Annotated in this window: 16 protein-coding genes and 1 tRNA gene; 9 read left to right on the top strand and 8 right to left on the bottom strand. The window is 64.1% G+C overall.

What is annotated here, in order from left to right; all coding sequences use genetic code 11:
• Positions 1 to 15 precede the first annotated feature (15 nt).
• Positions 16 to 1,152 (top strand): tRNA epoxyqueuosine(34) reductase QueG, encoded by a 1,137-nt coding sequence (gene queG / locus I2H38_RS10275; protein WP_196271960.1) that lies wholly within the window; start codon positions 16 to 18, stop codon positions 1,150 to 1,152.
• Here the strand turns inward: queG and I2H38_RS10270 are convergent.
• Complete coding sequence (locus I2H38_RS10270; RefSeq protein WP_407664061.1) at positions 1,149 to 2,099, bottom strand: GNAT family N-acetyltransferase; 951 nt, start codon at positions 2,097 to 2,099, stop codon at positions 1,149 to 1,151. The two genes, queG and I2H38_RS10270, sit on opposite strands and share 4 nt — an antisense overlap.
• A gap of 163 nt (positions 2,100 to 2,262) precedes the next feature.
• Positions 2,263 to 3,801 carry a YifB family Mg chelatase-like AAA ATPase gene (locus I2H38_RS10265; protein WP_196271760.1) on the bottom strand — a complete coding sequence of 513 codons (1,539 nt, stop codon included), beginning with the start codon at positions 3,799 to 3,801 and terminating at the stop codon, positions 2,263 to 2,265.
• A 247-nt stretch (positions 3,802 to 4,048) separates the two neighbouring features.
• Here I2H38_RS10265 and I2H38_RS10260 point away from each other — a divergent pair, with 247 nt between their 5' ends.
• On the top strand, positions 4,049 to 5,443 hold the full coding sequence (locus I2H38_RS10260) for a selenium-binding family protein (RefSeq protein ID WP_196271759.1): 1,395 nt from the start codon (positions 4,049 to 4,051) through the stop codon (positions 5,441 to 5,443).
• A gap of 40 nt (positions 5,444 to 5,483) precedes the next feature.
• Positions 5,484 to 6,113, top strand: a complete 630-nt coding sequence (locus I2H38_RS10255; RefSeq protein ID WP_324617377.1) for a hypothetical protein — start codon at positions 5,484 to 5,486, stop codon at positions 6,111 to 6,113.
• Between the two features lie 4 nt (positions 6,114 to 6,117).
• Here the strand turns inward: I2H38_RS10255 and mutS are convergent, their stop codons facing one another.
• Complete coding sequence (gene mutS, locus I2H38_RS10250; protein ID WP_196271757.1) at positions 6,118 to 8,844, bottom strand: DNA mismatch repair protein MutS; 2,727 nt, start codon at positions 8,842 to 8,844, stop codon at positions 6,118 to 6,120.
• Between the two features lie 149 nt (positions 8,845 to 8,993).
• Here mutS and I2H38_RS10245 point away from each other — a divergent pair, with 149 nt between their 5' ends.
• Positions 8,994 to 11,282 carry an NADP-dependent malic enzyme gene (locus I2H38_RS10245; protein WP_196271756.1) on the top strand — a complete coding sequence of 763 codons (2,289 nt, stop codon included), beginning with the start codon at positions 8,994 to 8,996 and terminating at the stop codon, positions 11,280 to 11,282.
• On the opposite strand, the gene I2H38_RS10240 is transcribed toward I2H38_RS10245, so the two are convergent.
• The gene (locus I2H38_RS10240) at positions 11,283 to 12,023 is read right to left on the bottom strand and encodes a sulfite exporter TauE/SafE family protein (protein WP_229426647.1); all 741 of its coding nucleotides are present in this window, start codon (positions 12,021 to 12,023) and stop codon (positions 11,283 to 11,285) included.
• Between the two features lie 91 nt (positions 12,024 to 12,114).
• Between I2H38_RS10240 and I2H38_RS10235 the strand changes: the two genes are divergently transcribed.
• Together I2H38_RS10235 and hrpB are read left to right on the top strand one after the other, a co-directional pair.
• The gene (locus I2H38_RS10235; protein WP_324617376.1) at positions 12,115 to 12,732 is read left to right on the top strand and encodes an HAD family hydrolase; all 618 of its coding nucleotides are present in this window, start codon (positions 12,115 to 12,117) and stop codon (positions 12,730 to 12,732) included.
• A 247-nt stretch (positions 12,733 to 12,979) separates the two neighbouring features.
• Positions 12,980 to 15,445 (top strand): ATP-dependent helicase HrpB, encoded by a 2,466-nt coding sequence (gene hrpB / locus I2H38_RS10230; RefSeq protein WP_196271753.1) that lies wholly within the window; start codon positions 12,980 to 12,982, stop codon positions 15,443 to 15,445.
• 182 nt (positions 15,446 to 15,627) lie between these two features.
• Here hrpB and I2H38_RS10225 read toward each other — a convergent pair whose 3' ends face one another.
• The 4 genes from I2H38_RS10225 to aroA all read right to left on the bottom strand — a co-directional run bounded on the left by I2H38_RS10225 (position 15,628) and on the right by aroA (position 18,882).
• Positions 15,628 to 16,005, bottom strand: coding sequence for a methylglyoxal synthase (locus tag I2H38_RS10225; protein ID WP_196271752.1), 378 nt, complete (start codon positions 16,003 to 16,005; stop codon positions 15,628 to 15,630).
• 14 nt (positions 16,006 to 16,019) lie between these two features.
• Positions 16,020 to 16,823, bottom strand: a complete 804-nt coding sequence (locus I2H38_RS10220) for a DUF1194 domain-containing protein (protein WP_196271751.1) — start codon at positions 16,821 to 16,823, stop codon at positions 16,020 to 16,022.
• A 75-nt stretch (positions 16,824 to 16,898) separates the two neighbouring features.
• Positions 16,899 to 17,522: a (d)CMP kinase gene (cmk, locus tag I2H38_RS10215; RefSeq protein WP_196271750.1), complete on the bottom strand. Its 624-nt coding sequence runs from the start codon at positions 17,520 to 17,522 to the stop codon at positions 16,899 to 16,901.
• A gap of 10 nt (positions 17,523 to 17,532) precedes the next feature.
• Positions 17,533 to 18,882, bottom strand: coding sequence for a 3-phosphoshikimate 1-carboxyvinyltransferase (aroA, locus tag I2H38_RS10210; RefSeq protein ID WP_196271749.1), 1,350 nt, complete (start codon positions 18,880 to 18,882; stop codon positions 17,533 to 17,535).
• Between the two features lie 169 nt (positions 18,883 to 19,051).
• On the opposite strand from aroA, the gene I2H38_RS10205 reads away from it, so the two are divergent.
• The 3 genes from I2H38_RS10205 (at position 19,052) to I2H38_RS10195 (ending at position 20,284) form a co-directional block, all read left to right on the top strand.
• Positions 19,052 to 19,432 (top strand): TIGR02300 family protein, encoded by a 381-nt coding sequence (locus I2H38_RS10205; RefSeq protein ID WP_196271748.1) that lies wholly within the window; start codon positions 19,052 to 19,054, stop codon positions 19,430 to 19,432.
• 84 nt (positions 19,433 to 19,516) lie between these two features.
• Positions 19,517 to 19,592, top strand: a tRNA-Ala gene (locus I2H38_RS10200).
• 152 nt (positions 19,593 to 19,744) lie between these two features.
• Positions 19,745 to 20,284, top strand: a complete 540-nt coding sequence (locus I2H38_RS10195) for a shikimate kinase (RefSeq protein WP_196271747.1) — start codon at positions 19,745 to 19,747, stop codon at positions 20,282 to 20,284.
• The last annotated feature ends 61 nt before the right edge of the window (positions 20,285 to 20,345 follow it).

Below are 20,345 nucleotides of genomic sequence, written 5' to 3'. Positions count from 1 at the left end.
CTGAAGAGCGCGTTCGTGACCCGCGCCAAAGGGCTGGGCTTCGACGTCGTCCGGGTCGCCAAGCCCGACGCGATCCCGCTCGCGCCTGAGCGGTTGAAATACTGGCTGGGCCAAGGCCATCACGGTTCCATGGAATGGATGGCCGAAACCGCCGAGCGCCGCGCCGATCCCCGAACCCTCTGGCCCGAGGTGCGCAGCATCCTCCTGCTCGGCCTCAATTACGGCCCGACGGGCGATCCGCTGGCGACGCTCGCTGTGAAGGATCGGGCTTCGATCTCCGTCTATGCCCGCAACCGGGATTATCACGACGTCATCAAGGGCAAGCTGAAAGAGGTCGCGGGCTTCCTCGCCGCCAGGGGCGGGTCGGACGTGAAGGTGTTCGTCGATACCGCGCCGGTGATGGAAAAGGCCCTCGCCGAAGCGGCCGGGCTCGGCTGGCAGGGCAAACACACCGTCATCGTGTCGCGCGAGTTCGGCAATTGGCTGTTCCTGGGCGCGATCTTCACCACGGCGGAACTGCCGGCCGACGCACCGGAGCGCGATCATTGCGGCTCCTGCCGCCGCTGCCTCGATATCTGTCCGACGAACGCGTTTCCGGCCCCCTACCAGCTCGATGCGCGCCGCTGCATCTCGTACCTGACGATCGAGCATAAGGGACACATTCCGTCGGATCTGCGAGAGGGCATTGGCAACAGGATCTTCGGTTGCGACGATTGCCTTGCCGTCTGCCCCTGGAACAAGTTCGCGAAAGCGGGACGTGAAGCGCGGTTGATGCAGCGTGACGATCTTACGGCATTGCCGCTGGCCGAACTCGCCCGCCTCGACGATCCGACGTTCCGCATCACTTTCGCGGGGACCCCGATCAAGCGCACGGGGCGGGATCGCTTCATCCGCAATGTGCTCATCGCTATCGGCAATTCCGGCGATCCGGGCTTGGCCGAAGAGGCTGTGCGCCTTCTCGATGATTCCTCGCCTTTGGTGCGCGCCATGGCCGTCTGGGCGACGGCACGACTCCTTCCGTCGGAGATGGTGGCCGATCAGGCCGAGAGACGCCTGGACGATGAGGCTGATCCGGAGGTGCGCGCAGAATGGGCCCGCGCGGTGGAAGGGAAATTCCTCCGGAACGCGTCCCCGGCCGGGGAATACGCTTAGGCCGCGTGACGGTTTGCCGTCGAGCCGAAATGGTCGATGTAGCGTGGATTGATGGCCGAGACCGGCAGGATCACGAGCACGTCCGTGGTTCCGAACTGATGGTCGATGACCGCGCCGCGACCAAACGTGGCTCCGAGGCGCAGGTAACCCTTGATCAAGGGCGGCAGCGCACGGAGCGCCTCCTTCGGATCGACGGCCTCCTTTGCCAGAAGGTCCATGGAGGTGAACCGCTCGGAAAGCGCGCCTGCCCCCCATTCAGCGGGTGCAGCGGCGTAGTGGTGCAGGAAGCTCAAAGGCAGGGCGAGCTTTTGCGGGTCGGTGCCTTCCAGGCTGGCGCAACCGATCATCACATCGATGCGGTGGTGGAGCACATAGGCCCAGATCCCGTGCCAGAGCAGCTCGACCGTACGCTTGTTGCGGTAGGGCTGGAGCACGCAGGAGCGGCCCAGCTCCAGGAACCGCAGGTTGGGATGGGCCTCGATCAGCGGAGCGATGTCGTATTCGCCCGACGTGTAGAAACCCGAATGACGATCCGCCACTTCCTGGCGCAGCAGTCGATAGGTGCCGACCACCTTGGGCTTCGGCTGGCGGAAAGGCTTGGCCTTCACGTCATGGTCGAGGACGAGGAGGTGATCGCAAAGCGCGTCGTATTCATCCACGTCGCGACGGGAAAGGAGGGACGCACCGTTGGGAGCCGCCGACATCTCCTTATAGAAGACCTTGAAGCGCAGCTTCTGGGCGCGTCGGATCTCCTTGGTGGTGGTCGCCAGGCGCACTTCGAGGGAGCCGATGCGACCCAGGACCGGATCGAGGTTGCCGTGATGCCGAACCGTCTTGGAGAGACCGGGTATGAACTTGGTCATGCCCTTGGGCGAAATGAGCGGGTTGGTGAAAGGCGCGACGGCAGCCGCCGACTTTGCGGCCGCGCTCGTCGATGGTGTGGGAATCATCAAAGCCTCGTTGGGACGCGGTCCAAGTCTTGGTATCGGGCTGGATTTCGGGCCAGCCGCCTTGCGTCGTGACATAAAGCTCATTTCGAACGGTTTTGTGACAAGAAATATCGAGGTGAAAAGCCGGCTTATCAAGATTTTTCGTAATCTATTTCCCAGTCTAGGCCGCTGCGGGGCGCCGATCTCCATGAGCGCGGTAGGATAAAGCTTCTGCTAAGTGGATGCGCCTAATCCGTTCTTCCCCATCCAGGTCGGCAAGGGTACGGGCCACCTTCAGAACGCGGTGGAAACCTCGCGCCGAGAGCCGCATGGCGTTCGCCGCATCGCGAATCAGCGCCAACCCGTCCGAATCAGGTTGCGCCACCTCCTCCAGGAGCGGTGCCGGGCAGGCCGCGTTGGTGGAGATGCCGTCGAGATTGAGCGCGGCATAACGGTTGGCCTGGATCCGCCGCGCCTGAGCGACCCGCGCGGCGACCTCCGCCGAACCCTCAAGCGGCCGCGGCAGGATCAGATCGGCTGCCGTGACCGCCGGCACCTCGATGACGAGATCGACGCGGTCGAGGAGAGGGCCGGATAGCCGGGCCTGATATTGCGCGACGCAACGCTCATTGGGCTGGCGACGGCAGACGTAGCCCGGCTCTGTCGCCTGCCCGCACCGGCAAGGATTCATGGCGGCCACGAGCTGAAACCGGGCCGGGTAGGTGACGCGATGATTCGCACGGGCGATGAGAATTTCCCCCGCCTCCAGCGGTTGCCTCAAGGAATCGAGGACCTGAGGCTGGAATTCCGGTAGCTCATCGAGGAAGAGAACGCCGTGATGGGCGAGCGATGCCTCACCAGGGCGCGCATTCAAACCTCCTCCCACAAGCGCCGCCATCGAGGCGGAGTGGTGAGGGGCCCTGAAGGGACGGCGGTCGGACAGAGCGCCATTTGCCAGAAGTCCAGCCACGGACTGGATCATCGACACCTCGAGCAATTCGCGCGGCGAAAGCGGCGGCAGAATCGAGGGAAGGCGCTGAGCCAGCATGGACTTGCCGGCCCCCGGGGGGCCGTTCATCAAGAGGTTGTGCGCGCCTGCGGCGGCGATTTCCAGGGTTCTCTTGGCGCTTTCCTGGCCCTTGATGTCTCGCAAGTCAGGCAGGGAGCCGGAAAGCGGCATGATCGCCGGTTCAGGTCGGGCCATGACCTGCGTGCCCTTGAAATGATTGGCAAGCTGCACGAGCGAGCGCGGAGCGAGAATCTCGATGTCGCTCGAGGCCCAGGCGGCTTCGGGACCGCAGGCCTCAGGGCAGATCAGTCCGTGCTGACGGTCGAAGGCCGCCATGGCCGCCGGGAGGACGCCCGCCACCGAGGTGATCGAGCCATCGAGCGCCAGTTCCCCCAGGACGGTGAAACCATTGAGGGCGTCGCCCGGGATTGCGCCGATGGCGGCCATGACGCCCAGCGCGATGGGCAGATCGTAGTGGCTTCCTTCCTTCGGAAGGTCTGCCGGCGCGAGGTTGACGGTGATGCGTTTCGCAGGGAGAGCCAAACCGGAGGCGATCAAAGCCGAGCGAACCCGCTCCCGGGATTCGGCCACCGCCTTATCGGGCAGGCCGACGATCATGAAGGCAACCGTACCGGGCGAGATCTGGACCTGCACATCGACCGCCCGCGCTTCGATTCCCTCGAAGGCGACCGTTGGAACGCGCATGACCATCAGGCTCGACCTCCGCAGCAAAGGTCGGATTTTAGCGCGGCGGAATGTAATGCGATAGTGTTGCTTTTATCCGCAGGCGCTGCGCAAAGCGCGGCCAGGTCTTCGCCCTAAAAGCGATCGATCCGCTTGCTGCGGGAGGACAGGGGCCGGCGGATGAGGTATGATGCCGGCCTCGCAACAAGACCAAGACAAGACACATTGGACGAGACACTTGCCGTCAGCCCCGGGGGCGACAAGGGAGAGTGTCGTGATGCGTTGGCAACCAGATCCGAGTTTCTATCCATCGCCCCGTCTGGCCGAAAAGGCTCCGCCCGAGACCCTGGCCTATGTGGCCATGGTCGACCCGGACCAGCGGCAGCCCGATGGCATTGCAGTCGTCGACCTGGATCCGACTTCCTCGTCCTATGCGCAGATTGTCGGGACCGTCGCAATGCCCAATGTGGGCGACGAGCTGCACCATTTCGGGTGGAACGCTTGCTCGTCGTGCCTCTGTCCCAACATGCCTCATCCGCATGTGGAGCGGCGCTATCTTGTCGTGCCGGGCTTACGCTCGTCGCGCATTCATATTCTCGACACCAAGCCCGACCCGCGCCATCCGAAGATCGTCAAGGTGATTGAGCCCGAGGTGATCGCAGAAAGGACGGGCTATACGAGGCCTCATACGGTTCATTGCGGGCCCGAGGGCATCTACGTCACCGCACTGGGTAACGTGGAGGGCAAGGCGCCCGGAGGCATTTTCGTCATGGACCACGAGACCTTCGAGCCGCTCGGGCGCTGGGAGGTCGATAGAGGTTCGCAGCGCCTCGCCTATGACGGCTGGTGGCATCTTGGCTACGACACACTGGTGACAAGCGAATGGGGAACGCCCGACACCTTTGAGAACGGTCTGGTTCCGGAGATCCTCCTCGGCTCGCGGTATGGCCGGCGCATGCATTTCTGGGACCTCTTGAAGCGCAAGCATCTGCAAGAGATCGATTTCGGCGAGGAGCATCAGCTCGTCTTCGAGCTGAGGCCGGCGCACGATCCGACCAAAGCCTACGGATTCGTCAATTGCGTCATCAGCCTCAAGGATCTCTCCTCCTCCATCTGGACCTGGTATCGCGAGGGCGATCATTGGGCCGTCAGGAAGATCATCACCATCCCCGCCGAGCCTGCGAACCCGGACGATCTGCCCGATATCCTCAAAGGTTTCGCGGCTGTTCCACCCTTTGTCACGGATATCGACCTCTCGCTGGACGACCGATTTCTCTATGTCTCCTGCTGGGGCACGGGCGATCTCCAGCAATACGACGTCTCCGATCCCTTCAATCCGAAACTCACCGGCAAGGTGCGGATCGGCGGGGTGGTGTCCCGCGCCACTCATCCCAAAGCCACCAATGGGCACCTGACGGGCGGGCCGCAGATGGTCGAAATCAGTCGGGATGGCAGGCGGGTTTATTTCACCAATTCGCTCTACGGCGCGATCGACCCGCAACTCTATCATCGGGGATTCGAGGGCTGGATGGTGAAGCTGAACGCGGATCCGGAGGGCGGCCTCTCGCTCGATGAGGATTTCTTTATCGACTGGCCGAAGGGGCACCGGCCGCACCAGATCAGACTCGAAGGCGGCGACTGCTCATCCGACTCCTATTGCTATCCTTGATGGGTGTCCGGCACCCATCAAGCGAATGGGAATGAACACGATGTCATCCACTCTCTGGCCCTGGCTGACGCTCGCGGGCCTCGGCGCGTTTCATGGACTGAATCCCGCCATGGGATGGCTGTTCGCTGTCGCGTTGGGCCTTCACCGGCAAAGCCGCGGCATCGTGCTTCTGGCGCTTGCTCCGATCGCTCTCGGCCATGCCGCGGCGGTCGGCGTCGTTCTCGTGGCCGCGGTGGCGTTCGGAGCGGTTCTCGATGTGACACTCCTCACGCGCGGGGCCGGAATATGCCTCGTGATCTGGGCCGTGGGACATGCTGTCCTCGGCCATCGCGGACGCCTCCGCATCGGGATGCAAACCGGCCTGATCGGTCTGGCGTTATGGTCGTGCATGATGGCCGGCGCGCACGGAGCCGGCCTCATGCTCGTCCCGGCGATGCTCTCGATATGCGTCTCGTCCGGCGCCGCCGGGGAACTGGGCGCGAGCACCTCGATCCCGATTTCGATTGCAGCGCTTGCCGTGCACACGGGCGCGATGCTCGCGACGATCGGGGCCGTCAGTCTGATCGTCTATAGCCGGGGGCTCGCATTTCTGCGGCGCGGCTGGATCAACCTCGACGTTCTCTGGAGCGGGACCCTGGCGGCAGGCGGCATTTTTCTCCTGGCGCAGTGATCCGTCAGCCCTGCGCCTTCAGGCGATAGAGCGCATCCAGCGCCTCGCGCGGGGTCATCTGATCGGGGTCGATGGTGGCGAGGGCCTCCCGCAGAAGATCCGGCTTTGCCTGTCGAACGGGCTCTGCCCTTACAGGAACCGCGAACAGGGGCAGATCGTCCACGAGCGCTCGCTTGGGGCTTTCCCGATCCGATTTTTCAAGCTCGCTCAGGATCGCCTTGGCCCGCTCGACGACGGCGTGGGGCAGACCCGCAAGCCGCGCGACCTGCAGACCATAGGAGCGATCGGCGGCCCCTGGCACGACTTCGTGCAGGAATACGACCTCGTTGTTCCACTCGGTCACCTTCAAGGTCGCATTGGCGATGCGCGGCAGGCGGTCGGCAAGGGCCGTCAGCTCGTGGAAATGGGTGGCGAACAGGGCCCGGCAGCGATTGGCCTCATGCAGATGCTCGATGGCGGCCCAGGCGATGGACAGGCCGTCGAAGGTCGCCGTGCCACGTCCGATCTCGTCGAGGATGACGAGGGAGCGGGACGTTGCCTGGTTGAGGATGGCAGCGGTCTCGACCATTTCGACCATGAAGGTCGAGCGCCCGCGCGCGAGATCGTCGGCCGCGCCGACGCGAGAGAAGAGGCGGTCGACGATGCCGATATGGGCTTCCTTCGCCGGGACAAAGGATCCCATTTGCGCCAGCACGACGATCAGCGCGTTCTGGCGTAAGTAGGTCGATTTACCGCCCATGTTCGGGCCGGTGATCAGCAGAATATGCCCGGCTTCTTTCCCCGACAGGTCGGAATCGTTGGCGATGAAAGCGGTGCCTTCGCGCTTGAGTGCCGCCTCGACGACAGGGTGGCGACCACCCTTGATGCTGAAAGCGAGGCCCGTGTCGGTGACCGGCCGCTTCCAGTCGAGGCGCACGGCGAGATCCGCCAGGGCGGCAGTCACGTCCACTACCGCGATGGCTTCGGCGGCGGCCGCGACATTGCTGGAGAGGTCGAGCAATTCCTGCGCCATGGTTTCGAAAAGCCCCAGCTCGATCCGGAGCGCCCGGTCGGAGGCGGAGGCGATCTTCGATTCGAGTTCGCCCAGTTCCATGGTGGAGAAGCGCATCGCGCCCGCCATGGTCTGGCGGTGGACGAAGGTGTCCTTCCACGGTTCCTTGAGCAGATCCTCGCCCACATTCTGCGGCACCTCCACGAAGTAGCCGATCATGTGGTTGTGCTTCACCCGCAAGGTTCGGCAGCCGGTATCGTTGGCGTAACGCGCCTGGAGTGCCGCAATGAAACGGCGGGAATCCTGTTGCAGCTCCCGCAATTCGTCGAGATTGGGCTCGAAACCGGTGCGAATGAAGCCGCCATCGCGTTTCAGGAGTGGTAATTCCTCGGCCAAAGCCGCCGCCAGCTTGTCGGCGACGTCGGTGCGAAGCGACTGCAGGCGCTGCGCGGCGGCGGACAACTCCCGTGGCAGATCGTGCGTCTTGGCAAGCTCAAGGCCGAGGTCCCGCGCCGCGAACAGGCCATCGCGGACGCAAGCCAGATCGCGCGGCCCCCCGCGTCCGAGCCCGAGCCGGGACAGGGCGCGGGCAAGATCGGGAGAGCGCTTGAGAATGCGCCTCACGCGGTCGTGCAAGTCACCGTTCTCAACGAGAGCCTCAACCGCATCCTGCCGATCGTGGATCATTTGGGCGTCGGTGAGGGGACCCGCCAACCGCTCGGCGAGCAACCGCGCGCCGCCGGGCGTCACGGTGCTGTCGATGGTCGCAAGCAGGCTCCCCGCCCGCTCGCCCGACAGGGTGCGGGTCAATTCGAGATTGGCGCGGGTGGCCGCGTCGATGGCGAGCGCCGCGCCCGCGTTCTCGCGCGCCGGCGGATTGAGGACAGGGCGGCTGCCGATCTGGGTCTTCTCGATATAGAAAAGCGCGCTGCCAGCCGCCGTGATTTCCGCCCGGCTGAAGGAGCCGAAGGCGTCGAGCGTGGCGACCCCGAAATAATCTTTAAGCCGCCGCTCGGCGGAGGCCGGGTCGAGCCCCTCGCGGGAGAGCGGCGTGATCGAGGCCCGCGTCTCGCGCCAAAAGGCGGCAAGCTCCGGATCGTCATGAATGACGTCCGGAACCAGGATTTCACGCGGCTCGAAGCGGGCGATCTCGGCCGCGAGGCTGGTGCTATCCGCTTCGCTCAGGGCAAAATGCCCGGTGGAAATATCGACCGCCGCAAGCCCGTAGCCCCATTGCGTGTCCGAGACGCGGCGGCGGGCGATGGCGAGAAAGTAATTGGCCCGGCCGGGATCGAGCAGGCGATCTTCCGTAATCGTGCCGGGGGTGACGAGGCGCACCACGTCGCGGCGCACCACCGATTTCGCACCGCGCTTCTTCGCCTCCGCCGGGTCCTCCGTCTGTTCGCAGACAGCGACTCGGTGGCCGAGGCCGATCAGGCGCTGGAGGTAATCGTCCGCCCGTTCCACGGGCACGCCGCACATGGGGATGTCCTCGCCCTGGTGCTTGCCTCGTTTCGTCAGGACGATGCCGAGCGCCCGGCTCGCGATCTCCGCGTCGTTGAAGAACAACTCGTAGAAATCGCCCATCCGGTAAAACAGAAGGCTGTCCGGATTGGCCGCTTTGATCTCGACATACTGCGCCATCATGGGCGTGACGCGGCTGTCCGGCGCAGGTTTTGGCGCGGCGGTCTCGGTCGGCTCAGGGGGGGCGGGCGGCTGGTATTGGGCTTGGGATGACATCACCCCATCTCTAGCAAAGCCTGCTTGGCCTTTCACCCATGTCATCGCTTTCGCTGAAAGGGTGTGGACAAGTCTTGAGGGAAGCGGTCTCCATGTCTTAAGGTCGCAGCCCCTTGGGAAACGCTCCTCCATAACGCCAGACGAGTTTCATGACCGATCAGCCTCCGACACGCCGCAGCCGTCCGACCTTCACCGACCAGGAGGCGCTGCAATTCCATGCACAGGGCCGTCCCGGCAAATTGGAAGTGGTCCCCACCAAGCCCATGGCGACCCAGCGGGACTTGTCGCTGGCCTATTCGCCGGGCGTTGCGGTGCCTGTGAAGGCGATTGCGGAAAACCCGTCGCTCGCCTTCGACTACACCACCCGCGCGAACATGGTGGCGGTGATCTCGAACGGCACGGCCATTCTCGGCCTGGGTAATCTCGGCGCGCTGGCCTCCAAGCCGGTGATGGAGGGCAAGTCCGTGCTCTTCAAGCGTTTCGCGGATGTGGATTCGATCGATCTCGAGGTCGATACGGAAGATCCCGACGCTTTCATCAACTGCGTGCGCTATCTCGGCCCCTCCTTCGGCGGCATCAATCTGGAGGACATCAAGGCCCCGGAATGCTTCATCATCGAAGAGCGTCTGCGGGAGTTGATGGACATTCCCGTCTTCCATGACGATCAGCACGGCACGGCCATCATTGCGGCGGCGGGGCTCATCAACGCGCTGCATCTGACTGGCCGCGACATGGCGAAGACGAAGCTCGTGGTGAACGGGGCGGGTGCCGCCGGCATCGCCTGCACCGAGTTGCTCAAGGCGATGGGTTTTGCCCCCGACAACGTGATCCTCTGCGATACCAAGGGCGTGGTCTATCGCGGGCGCACCGAGGGCATGAACCAGTGGAAATCGGCGCACGCCGCCGAGACGACGGCCCGCACTTTGGCTGACGCCTTCAAGGGGGCCGATGCGGTTTTTGGATTGTCCGCGAAGGGCGCTTTCACGGATGACATGATCCGTTCGATGGCGCCCAACCCAATCATCTTCGCCATGGCCAATCCGGACCCGGAAATCACACCGGAGGAGGTTGCCCAGATCCGCGATGACGTCATCATCGCGACAGGCCGGTCCGATTATCCAAACCAGGTCAACAACGTCTTAGGCTTTCCTTACATCTTCCGCGGCGCGCTCGACGTGCAGGCGACGACGATCAACATGGAAATGAAGATCGCAGCCGCCCAGGCACTTGCCGAGCTCGCCCGCGAGGATGTGCCGGACGAGGTCGCTGCCGCCTATCAGGGGACCCGTCCGCGCTTCGGGCGCGAATACATCATCCCCGTGCCGTTCGATCCGCGTTTGATCCACACGATCCCGCAGGCTGTGGCGCAGGCCGCCATGGATACGGGCGTCGCTCGCCGCCCGATCGTCGACATGCGGGCCTACAAGGCACAGCTTTCGGCGCGCCGCGATCCGGTCGCCGGAACCCTGAACCGCATTTTCGAGCGCGTGCGCAAGTTCCCGAAGCGGGTCGTGTTCGCGGAGGGCGAAGAGGAGCGAGTGATCCGCGCCGCGATCTCTTTCGTCAATCAGGGGCTGGGCAAGGCAATCCTGGTTGGACGCGAAGACCGGGTCTTTGAGACCGCCGCCCATGCGGGCATCGATCTCGAAGGCCGCGACGGCATCGAGATTCACAATGCGCGCCTGTCCCACCGCAACAGCACCTATGCGCAGTTCCTCTATGAGCGGCTGCAGCGCAAGGGGTTCCTGTTCCGCGACTGCCAGCGCCTGATCAACCAGGACCGCAATCATTTCGCGGCCTCCATGGTGGCGCTCGGCGATGCGGACGCCATGGTGACAGGGGCCACCCGCAACTACTCGACCGCGCTCTCCGATATCCGGCGCGTGATCGACGCCAAGCCCGGTCACCGTGTGATCGGCGTCTCCCTCTGCCTCGCACGCGGCCATACGGTTCTCGTGGCCGACACGGCGATTCACGAGATGCCGACCGCGCAGGAACTGGCGGAAATCGCCATCGAATCCGCGGGCGTCGCGCGCCGCCTCGGCTATGAACCGCGTGTGGCGCTTTTATCCTTCTCGACCTTTGGTCATCCGCGCGCGGAGCGGGCCGAGAAGATCCAGGAAGCGGTCCAGATTCTCGACGGAATGCGCCTCGATTTCGAATACGACGGGGAAATGTCGGCGGATGTGGCTCTCAACCGGGACCTGATGGCGCAATATCCGTTCAGCCGGCTGAAGGGACCCGCGAATGTGCTCGTCATGCCCGCGTTCCACTCAGCCTCGATCTCGACGAAGATGCTGCAGGAACTCGGCGGTGCGATGGTGCTGGGACCGCTCGTCGTCGGCCTCGACCGGCCGGTTCAGATCGTCTCGCTCGGCGCGACGGATGCGGACATCGTCAACATGGCGGCGCTGGCAGCCTACAATATCGGGGGCTGATTAGCGCATTCCGTGGGTGATCAGGATGACGCCGCCGCAGATGATGGCGGCGTCGAGAATGGCGTTGTGGATGTGAATCGGCAGAGCCTGCGTCAGGCGCTTGGCGATGAACGCGCCGGGCGTGGCCGAGAGCCCCACGATCAGCGCCATGATCCACGCTGAAGGTGGCAAAGCGCCAAAAGCATGGAACGCGCCGGTCTTCGCAACGCCGAGACCGAGGGAGATGATGGCGTCGGTCGCGACGACGGCGCGGCCGTTCAAGCCGGCCGCCATCAGAATCGAGAGAAGCACGACCCCGGAACCGGCGGTGCCTCCGACAAGGAGCCCGTAACCGGCTCCCGCCGCCGCCAGGCCGCTCCCTGCAAGGCGGGTCCGCAGGCGTTTCAGAATCAACCGGATCGGAACCATGAGAATGAGAAAGGTTCCGATGACCAAGGCTGCGCCCTTGCCGGACAGGAATGTGTAGCCGTAGGCCCCCAGCATGCAGGTCGGCAGGGCCAACGCCCCGATGAGCCATGCGCGGCGATAGTCGATCTCCTTGCGAAAGGCAGCGACGCGGCTGGCATTGGTCAGAATTGACGAGACGCCGATGATCGGCACGACCACCTCGGCGCCGACGATGGGCGTGAGAACCAGGGGCATGAGGAGCCCCGTGCCGTAGCCCGCGATACCGCCGAGCGTTCCCGCCGACAGGGCACAAACCGCGACCAGGACGTATTGCAGAAGCGTGACCTGTTCCATCGGGCCTTCCCATGACATTGGGAGCTTGCGGTAGATTAGCCGCCTCAAAAACGCTAGACCCTCTTTCTGCTCATAACGAATGAGGGAAAACGTGACTGCTCAGAAGCCCACCACCGTCGTGTTCGATATCGGTAATGTCCTGCTGCGCTGGGACCCGCGCAATCTCTATCGCAAGGTCTTTAACGACGAGGCGGAGATGGAGTGGTTCCTGTCCACGGTTTGCACCAACCAGTGGAACCTCGAACAGGATCGCGGCCGCGATTGGGAGGAGGCTGTCGCCCTTCTCGTGAAGGATTTTCCTGACCACGAGACGTCGATCCGCGCCTTTCATGACCGTTGGGAAGAGACGGTGTCGGGCGTATTCGAGGAGAATGTCGCCGTGCTTGGCCGCCTGCGCGAAGCCGGCGTGCCGAATTACTGCATCACGAATTTCTCCGCTCCGAAGCTCGACCTGTCGAAGAAGCGCTATCCGTTCCTGGAAGGCTTCGACGGCATCATCGTTTCCGGCGACGAGCGCCTGCTCAAGCCCGAGCCGGCGATCTACCAGCTGCTGCTCAGCCGCTATGGGCTCGAGGCTGGGGACTGCATCTTCATCGACGACTCGAAGGCCAATGTGGAAGGCGCGAAAGCGGTCGGCATGCACGCGATCCATTTCATCGAGCCGGTGGATCTGGCGGCGGAACTCCGGCAGCACGGGTTTGCGGTTTAAGAAGCCCTTCGGCGGCCATGATCGCTCCGTCACTCCGGGGCCGCGTGAGCGGAGCCCGGAACCCATAGCCGCCGACCTATCAAGAGTGTCCGCGATCTGAGTTTCTTTTTCGGATCCGTCAACGCTTATAGGTTCCGGGCGCGCCTCCGGCGCCCGGAATGACGGGAGAGAGGTGAGGCCGGTTCAATTCTCAAGCGACATCGAAGCGGTGGCTTGCCCTCGAGCGTCGTATGAGCCATCAGGCGGCATGCGCGTCTTTGACACCTCTCTGCCGATCGATGCCGTCCTTGCCGATCTGACGGAGAGCCTGCGCGCGCGCGCCAATGCCGTGCTTGTCGCGCCGCCCGGTGCAGGTAAGACCACGCGCGTCCCTCTCGTGCTGCTCGACGAGCCGTGGGTGCAGGGCAAGAAGCTGATCCTGCTCGAACCCCGCCGCCTTGCCGCCCGCGCGGCGGCGGACCGCATGGCGCGGACCTTGGGCGAGGCCGTCGGCGAAACCGTGGGCCTCCGGGTGCGCCTGGGATCCAAGATCAGCCGCAAGACGCGGATCGAGGTGGTCACCGAGGGCGTGTTCGCCCGCATGATCCTCGACGATCCGTCGCTTGAAGGCGTTGCCGCTGTCCTCTTCGACGAGTTTCACGAACGCTCGCTCGATGCCGATCTCGGCCTCGCGCTCGCCCTCGATGCGCAAGGCGGCCTTCGCGAGGACCTTCGGCTCCTCGTCATGTCGGCGACGCTCGACGGCGCGCGGGTAGCGAAGCTTCTTGGCAGCGCTCCCGTCATCGAATCGGAGGGCCGCGCCTATCCGGTCGAGACGCGCTATCTCGGGCGCGATCCCAACCGGCGCATCGACGAACAGGTCGCGGATGCTGTCATCCGCGCGCTGCGGGCGGAGACCGGCTCGATCCTCGTCTTTCTGCCGGGGCAGGGCGAAATCCGCCGGGTCGAAACATTTCTGCGCGAGCGCGTGACCGATCCCACCATCGACATCGCGCCGCTTTACGGCGCACTGGAGCGGGGCGAGCAGGATCTCGCCGTCAGTCCCGCAAAGCCCGGACGGCGCAAGGTGGTGCTTGCCACCTCGATTGCCGAAACCTCCCTGACTATCGAGGGCGTGCGCGTCGTCATCGATTCAGGCCTCGCTCGTGTTCCAGTCTTCGAGCCGAATATCGGCCTGACCCGGCTTGAAACCGTGCGGGTCTCCCGGGCCGCCGCCGATCAACGCCGGGGCCGCGCCGGACGAACGGAGCCGGGCGTCAGTTACCGTTTGTGGGAAGAGGCGGCGACGGGGGCACTTGAAGCCTTCTCCCGCCCGGAAATCCTGTCGGCTGATCTGGCGCCGCTCCTGCTCGATTGCGCCGCCTGGGGCGTCACCGATCCGGCGAATCTCGCCTTCCTCGATCCGCCGCCGAAACCCGCCGTGAAAGAGGCGAGGGCGCTGTTGCAGCAGTTGCTGGCAGTCGACGATGACGGACGGATCACGGAGACGGGCCGACGCCTGCGTAATCTCCCCTTGCCGCCGCGCCTCGGCCGCATGGTGCTGATCGCGGGCGAGAGCGGGCAAGCGCGCGATGCGGCGGACCTTGCCGCCGTCCTCGTCGAGCGCGGCCTCGGCGGGGATGTGGTGGATCTGTCCGAGCGCGTCGAACGCTTCCGTCGCGACCGCTCCAAGCGCGCCGAGGACATGCGCCGCATGGCGGAGGGGTGGGCGAAGGCAAGCGCCTCGTCGCCTAAGGGCGAGCCGCATTCCATCGGCGCACTCCTGACGCTTGCCTATCCCGACCGCCTCGCCAAAGCGCGGGGCAAGCCGGGTGAATACCTCATGGCCAACGGGCGGGGCGCTGTTCTTGAAGCGCATGACCGGCTCGCGAAGGAGCCGTATCTCGCCGTTGCAGAGATCTCGGGAGGCGCGGCCTCCGCGCGCATTCTCGCTGCCGTTCCGATTGCTCCGGAGGAAATCGAGGCCTTCGTCGGCGACAAGATCGAGCAGCGGGAAGAGGTCACGTTCGATCGGCAGGCGCGCGCGCTTCGCGCCCGTGGCGTGCGTCGTTACGGGGCTCTGTCCCTCAACGAACGCCCGCTGCCGGTGCCTATGACGGAAGAGGCCGCTCGCGCGCTTGCTGCCGGGCTCATGTCGCTCGGCATCGATGCGTTGCCGTTCTCGAAGGCGTTGGCGCAATGGCGCGAGCGGGTGATGTTCCTCCGCAAGGCCGAAGGCGATGAATGGCCGGATCTGTCCGATGAGGCGCTCGTCGCGACGGCGGAGGAATGGCTTGCACCGCACCTCGTCGGCAAGACGAGCTTGAATGAGATCGGGGCCGACCTCCTGAGCGAGGCTCTGCGAAGCCTTCTGCCCTGGAACCTCCAGCGGCGGCTCGATGCGGAAGCGCCGACCCATATCGAGGTGCCGACCGGCTCGCAGATCCCGGTCGATTATGGAGCGGAGGAGGGGCCGGTCCTCGCGGTCCGTGTGCAGGAGCTGTTCGGCCTCGACAAGCATCCGACCATTGCCGCCGGGCGCGTGCCCTTGATTTTGCACCTTTTGTCGCCGGCCCAGCGCCCGATTCAGATCACCCGCGACCTGCCGGGGTTTTGGCGCGGATCATGGGCGGCGGTCAGGGCGGACATGCGCGGGCAATACCCCAAACATCCCTGGCCGGAAGACCCGCTAACCGCGCCGCCGACGCGGCGCGCCAAGCCGCGCGGGACTTGAGAGTTCCTAAGGAACTCACTCCTCACGCCTAAAAGCAGTTTTTCGAAGTCTCACCCTGAGGAGCCGCGAAGCGGCGTCTCGAAGGGTGTTTCAGTGCGCGCCTCCTTCGCGACTCCATTCCTCACGGAATGGCTCCTCAGGATGAGGGATGGAGGTCCGTCCAAACGGTATCGGGGACGTCGCTAGTCCTTGAAGCTCGCGATCAACCGCTCCGCTGTAGCAAGGTTGAGAGCCATGGGGATGTTGTAGACCAGTGCGAGGCGCATCAGCGCCTTCACGTCCACGTCGTGCGGGTGAGGCGACAGGGGGTCGACGAAGAAAAACAGGGCGTCGATCTTGCCCTCCGCGATCATCGCGCCGATCTGCTGGTCGCCGCCCAAGGGTCCGCTCTTCAGCCGTGTGATGGAGAGCGTCGGACAACGCTCCATGATCCGCCCGCCGGTCGTGCCTGTGGCAAAGAGGGTGAAAGGGCGAAGGATAGCTTCGTGCGTGGCCGCGAAATGGGCCATGTCGTCCTTCTTGGCGTCGTGCGCGACGAGCGCCAATGTCAATTTTTCCATGATCGGTCTTTAAGTCAATTGTTTCCCCGATCGCGCCATTGCATCTCCCCGGCGAGACAATTGGCGGTCGGTGTATTTTGAGTTCGATGAATCAGCGTTCGAGGGGGCGTGAGATTGGCGACCTCGAGAAGCACCTTGGTCTTGATCGCCTGGACGAACTGGTCGCGCTCGCGAACGGGAACCATGAACGCCCCTTGGCCTCCAATGACGCAATCCTTGTAATAAAGATCAAGGTCCTGGATGTCGAGGTAGCCGGGCCTGCGCATCATGATAGGCAGGCCGTTCACGGTGATGCCCTTAGCGACGGCTTCTTTCCTGGCCTCGGTCACGATGCGGCCCTGATTGTTGGGCCCATCGCCGGACACGTCGATGACGCGGCGCGTCGGCGTGACGTTGCTTTCCGCGAACAGTTTCACCCCAAAATCAAGAGCGCCGGAAATAGAGGTCCGCTGCGCCCGCCGCAGCGGAGTCGAGGCGATCCTTTCGGCGAACGCCATGAGGCTTTCAGAGTTGTCGAGGATGGTCCAGGGGACGATGACCTTCTGATCCGACGAGCCAGCCCATTCCACATAGGTAACCGCGATCTTGCCCAGCATCCCGCCACGGATCGCGTCATGGACTTGCTTCGACCGGAAGGCTTGGGCAAACCCCTCCCGCTGAAGGGCCTGCTCTTCCGTATCCATGGAGAAGGAAATATCGACAGCCAGCACGAGGGCGAGATCGACCTCCGTCTGCGCCCGCGCGAGACCAGGATGGGTCAGAAGGGCGAAGACCAGGGCAAGCCCTGCGGCGGCACGGGCAAAGCCGTCACGAACCATCGTTGTCTCCTCTCGGGGAGCCGGACTGGTTCTGGAGAGTGTGCCAGCTTCTCAATATGACGCAAGGTCAAGATTTCAGGCGCGCTGGGTTTCCACGAGTTCCAACGCAGCGCGGAAGGCGGCGTCGGCATCGAGATGGGTCGTATCGAGGGTCATGGCGTCCTCGGCCGCCTTCAGCGGCGCAGTGGAGCGGCTCATGTCGCGCTCGTCCCGGCGGCGAATATCGTCGAGGATCGTCTCGTAAGCGGCTTGCTCGCCTCGCTTCAGAAGCTCCAGGTGGCGGCGCCTCGCCCGTTCTTCGGGGGTCGCCGTGATAAATAGCTTCACTTCCGCTTGGGGGCACACCACGGTGCCGATATCCCGCCCGTCGAGCACGGCCCCCGGTTCCTGGCTACCGAACTGGCGCTGGAAGGCCAGAAGCGCATCCCGGACCGGTTGATAAGCGGAGATCATCGAGGCCGCTTCGCCCATTTCCGCGCCGCGCAGGCGGGGATCGTCGAGATGGGTGACGTCGAGATTCTGCGCCACGAGGGCCGCGGCCTCTCGGTCGGTCAGGAGCGAGCCACGGTCCAGCATCACCCGCGCGACCGCCCGGTACAGAAGTCCCGTATCGAGATGCGCGAAGCCGAAATGCTCGGAAAGGCGCTTGCCGAGAGTTCCCTTGCCCGATGCGGCGGGACCGTCGATCGCGATGATCATGCGGGGCTCCTCAGTCCTGGATCGTCGCACCAAGTTCCCGCATAAGCGGAATGAAGGTCGGGAAGCTCGTGGCGATCATCGCCCCGTCATCGACCGTCATCGGCTCTTGGGTTGCCAGGCCCATCACCAGGAAAGCCATGGCGATGCGGTGGTCGAGATGCGTCGCGACCGGCTTGCCGCCGCCCCGGACTTTTCCATTCGAGCCGTGGACGATCAGGTCGTCGCCCTCGATTTCATATTGCACGCCGGCTTCGGCCAGACCGGCCGCGACGGCGGCGAGACGATCCGATTCCTTGACGCGGAGTTCGTGGAGCCCCTGCATCCGGGTCACCCCTTCGGCAAAGGACGCCGCGACCGCGAGGATCGGGTACTCGTCGATCATGGCCGGGGCGCGGGCGGCCGGAACCGTCACGCCGGTGAGCCGGCTCGACCGGACGCGCAGGTCGGCCACGGTCTCGCCGCCCTCATCGCGCTCGTTCAGCCGTTCAATGGAAGCGCCCATTTCCAGAAGCGTCGTAATCAGGCCCGTGCGCAGCGGGTTCATCATCACGCCTTCGAGAATGATGTCGGAACCGGGCGTGATCAGCGCCGCCACCAGCGGGAAGGCGGCGGAGGAGGGGTCAGTCGGCACGACGACGGTCGAACCGCGAAGCTCGGGCTGGCCTTGAAGAGTGATGGCGCGGCCATCCTCTCCGTGCGGCTTCACCTCTACCTTTGCGCCAAAATGGCGAAGCATCCGCTCTGTATGGTCGCGGGTAGCCTCGCGCTCGATCACGGTTGTCAGACCGGGAGAGTTCAGACCGGCAAGCAGAATGGCCGATTTGATCTGGGCGGAGGCCGCCGGGGTCTCATAGGTGATCGGGATCGTCTCGCGCGGGCCGCGCAGGGTCAGTGGAACCCGTCCGCCTTCCGCCTCGCTGACGACGGTGACACCCATCTTGACCAGCGGATCGAGGATGCGGCGCATGGGGCGCTTGCGGAGCGAAGCGTCGCCGTCGAAGGTCGTCGTGATGGGATGGCTGCCGGCGACGCCCATCATCAGCCGCGAGCCGGTGCCCGCGTTGCCGAAATCGAGGGCGTCCGACGGCTCGGTCAACCCGCCGATGCCGACGCCGACAATCCGCCAGCGGCCCGGTCCCTCGCGGGTAATCGTGGCCCCGAGGGCCCGGCAGGCCTCTGCGGTGCGCAACACGTCGTCGCCCTCAAGAAGCCCCTCCACGCGCGTCTCGCCAATCGAGAGCAGGCCAAAGATCATCGAGCGGTGCGAAATTGACTTGTCGCCCGGGACGCGCAAACGTCCTTTCAGGGCCGTTCCTGGCCTGCTCGTGACCGGTGATGCCAAGCCATGCGCGTGCGACATTGTACCTTCCCTCCGCCTTCTCAAGAGGCGGCTCCTAACACGGGGCTTCGGTGCCGTCATCCCGAAGCTCGCGCAAGTCCGGGAGGCTCCCGCAATTTCCCATTTGACAAGGGACGCCCCCAACGACTAACGGAGCGTTCCCAACCACCCATTTTGTAGGGCAATCACCGTGGCCAAACCGGAACTCGGCTTGAAGCGCCAGTGCATGAGCTGCGGCGCAAAATTCTACGACCTCAACAAGGATCCCGCGACCTGCCCGAAATGCGGCACCGTCTTCCAGGCGGTCGCGATGAGCCGCGTCGCGGCTCCCGTGGCAGCGCGCGCCGTCGCCGATGAAGATGAGACCGAGCTCGAATCAGCGGGCCCGGAACTGGTCTCGCTCGACGAGGTCGAGGCTGAAGAAGCCGATAAGGATCTGCCCTCGGACGACGATATCGACGTCGTCGAGGACGTCGGCGAAGACGACACTTTCCTTGAAGATGAAGAGGAAGGTGACGATGACGTGTCGGATTTGATCGATAGTGACATCGAAGACGACGAAGAGGCTTGAACCTCACGTCAGACCCGACTATAGAGACGCCGCTGCTTCGGCGGCGACCCTTTCCGCGGTGCCCCAAACACCGCGGACCAGAGTGGGGCCATAGCTCAGTTGGGAGAGCGCTTGAATGGCATTCAAGAGGTCGGCGGTTCGATTCCGCCTGGCTCCACCAAATTTTTTCTTCGAAAATTGACTTTGCAAAAACAGCCGCCGCTCAGGCGGCTTTTTTGTTGCGCGAGATGGCGTAATTCGCAATGGGCCGTCCATGCGCCAGAAGATCTTCAATGTTTGATGGCGACCAGATAGCGGCAGAGGGATATTCCCATGTTGACGGTCATCCATATCAACGGTCCGATCAATAGCGGCAAGTCTACTGTCGGCTATGCCCTGTCTCGGCTTCTCCCCGATGCCGTCTTCATCGATGGCGATGATCACGACGCTCCGGAAGACGCCCCTCTTTTGATCCGCATTTCCGCTGCACTACAGCGGATAAAGGCTTTTATTACGGGCACCGACGCGACATATCTCGTCGTCGCCTATCCGCTCGACCAGCTGAGCTATGAACAACTGAGAGCGGCGGCCGACGATCGAGGCGCTCACTATCTGGTTCTGACATTGGCTCCGCCTGCCGAGGTTGCCTTGGCGAATCGAGGCGAGCGGATTCTTTCTCAAGAGGAGAGGGAACGGATTTTTGAGATGTATCGGGAGGGATACCATGCCCGCGCATTCAGCAATCTCGTTCTCGATACCGCTGGGCTTACGCCCGAAGAGAGCACGGACCGCGCGGCATCGATGATCCTCGATGTTCTGTCGCGCCAGAACGCCTTGGGTGTAGCCGTCGGGTCTTCCGCCCCTGGCGTATGAGTCTTGTCTCTCAAGTGACTCTTGCCTCCCAAGCCACCACCGGCAATTCTCACCGCCGCCA

The sequence above is a fragment of the Microvirga alba genome (assembly GCF_015694465.1).
Lineage (GTDB): Bacteria > Pseudomonadota > Alphaproteobacteria > Rhizobiales > Beijerinckiaceae > Microvirga > Microvirga alba.
This window is presented reverse-complemented; position numbering and strand designations above follow the sequence as displayed.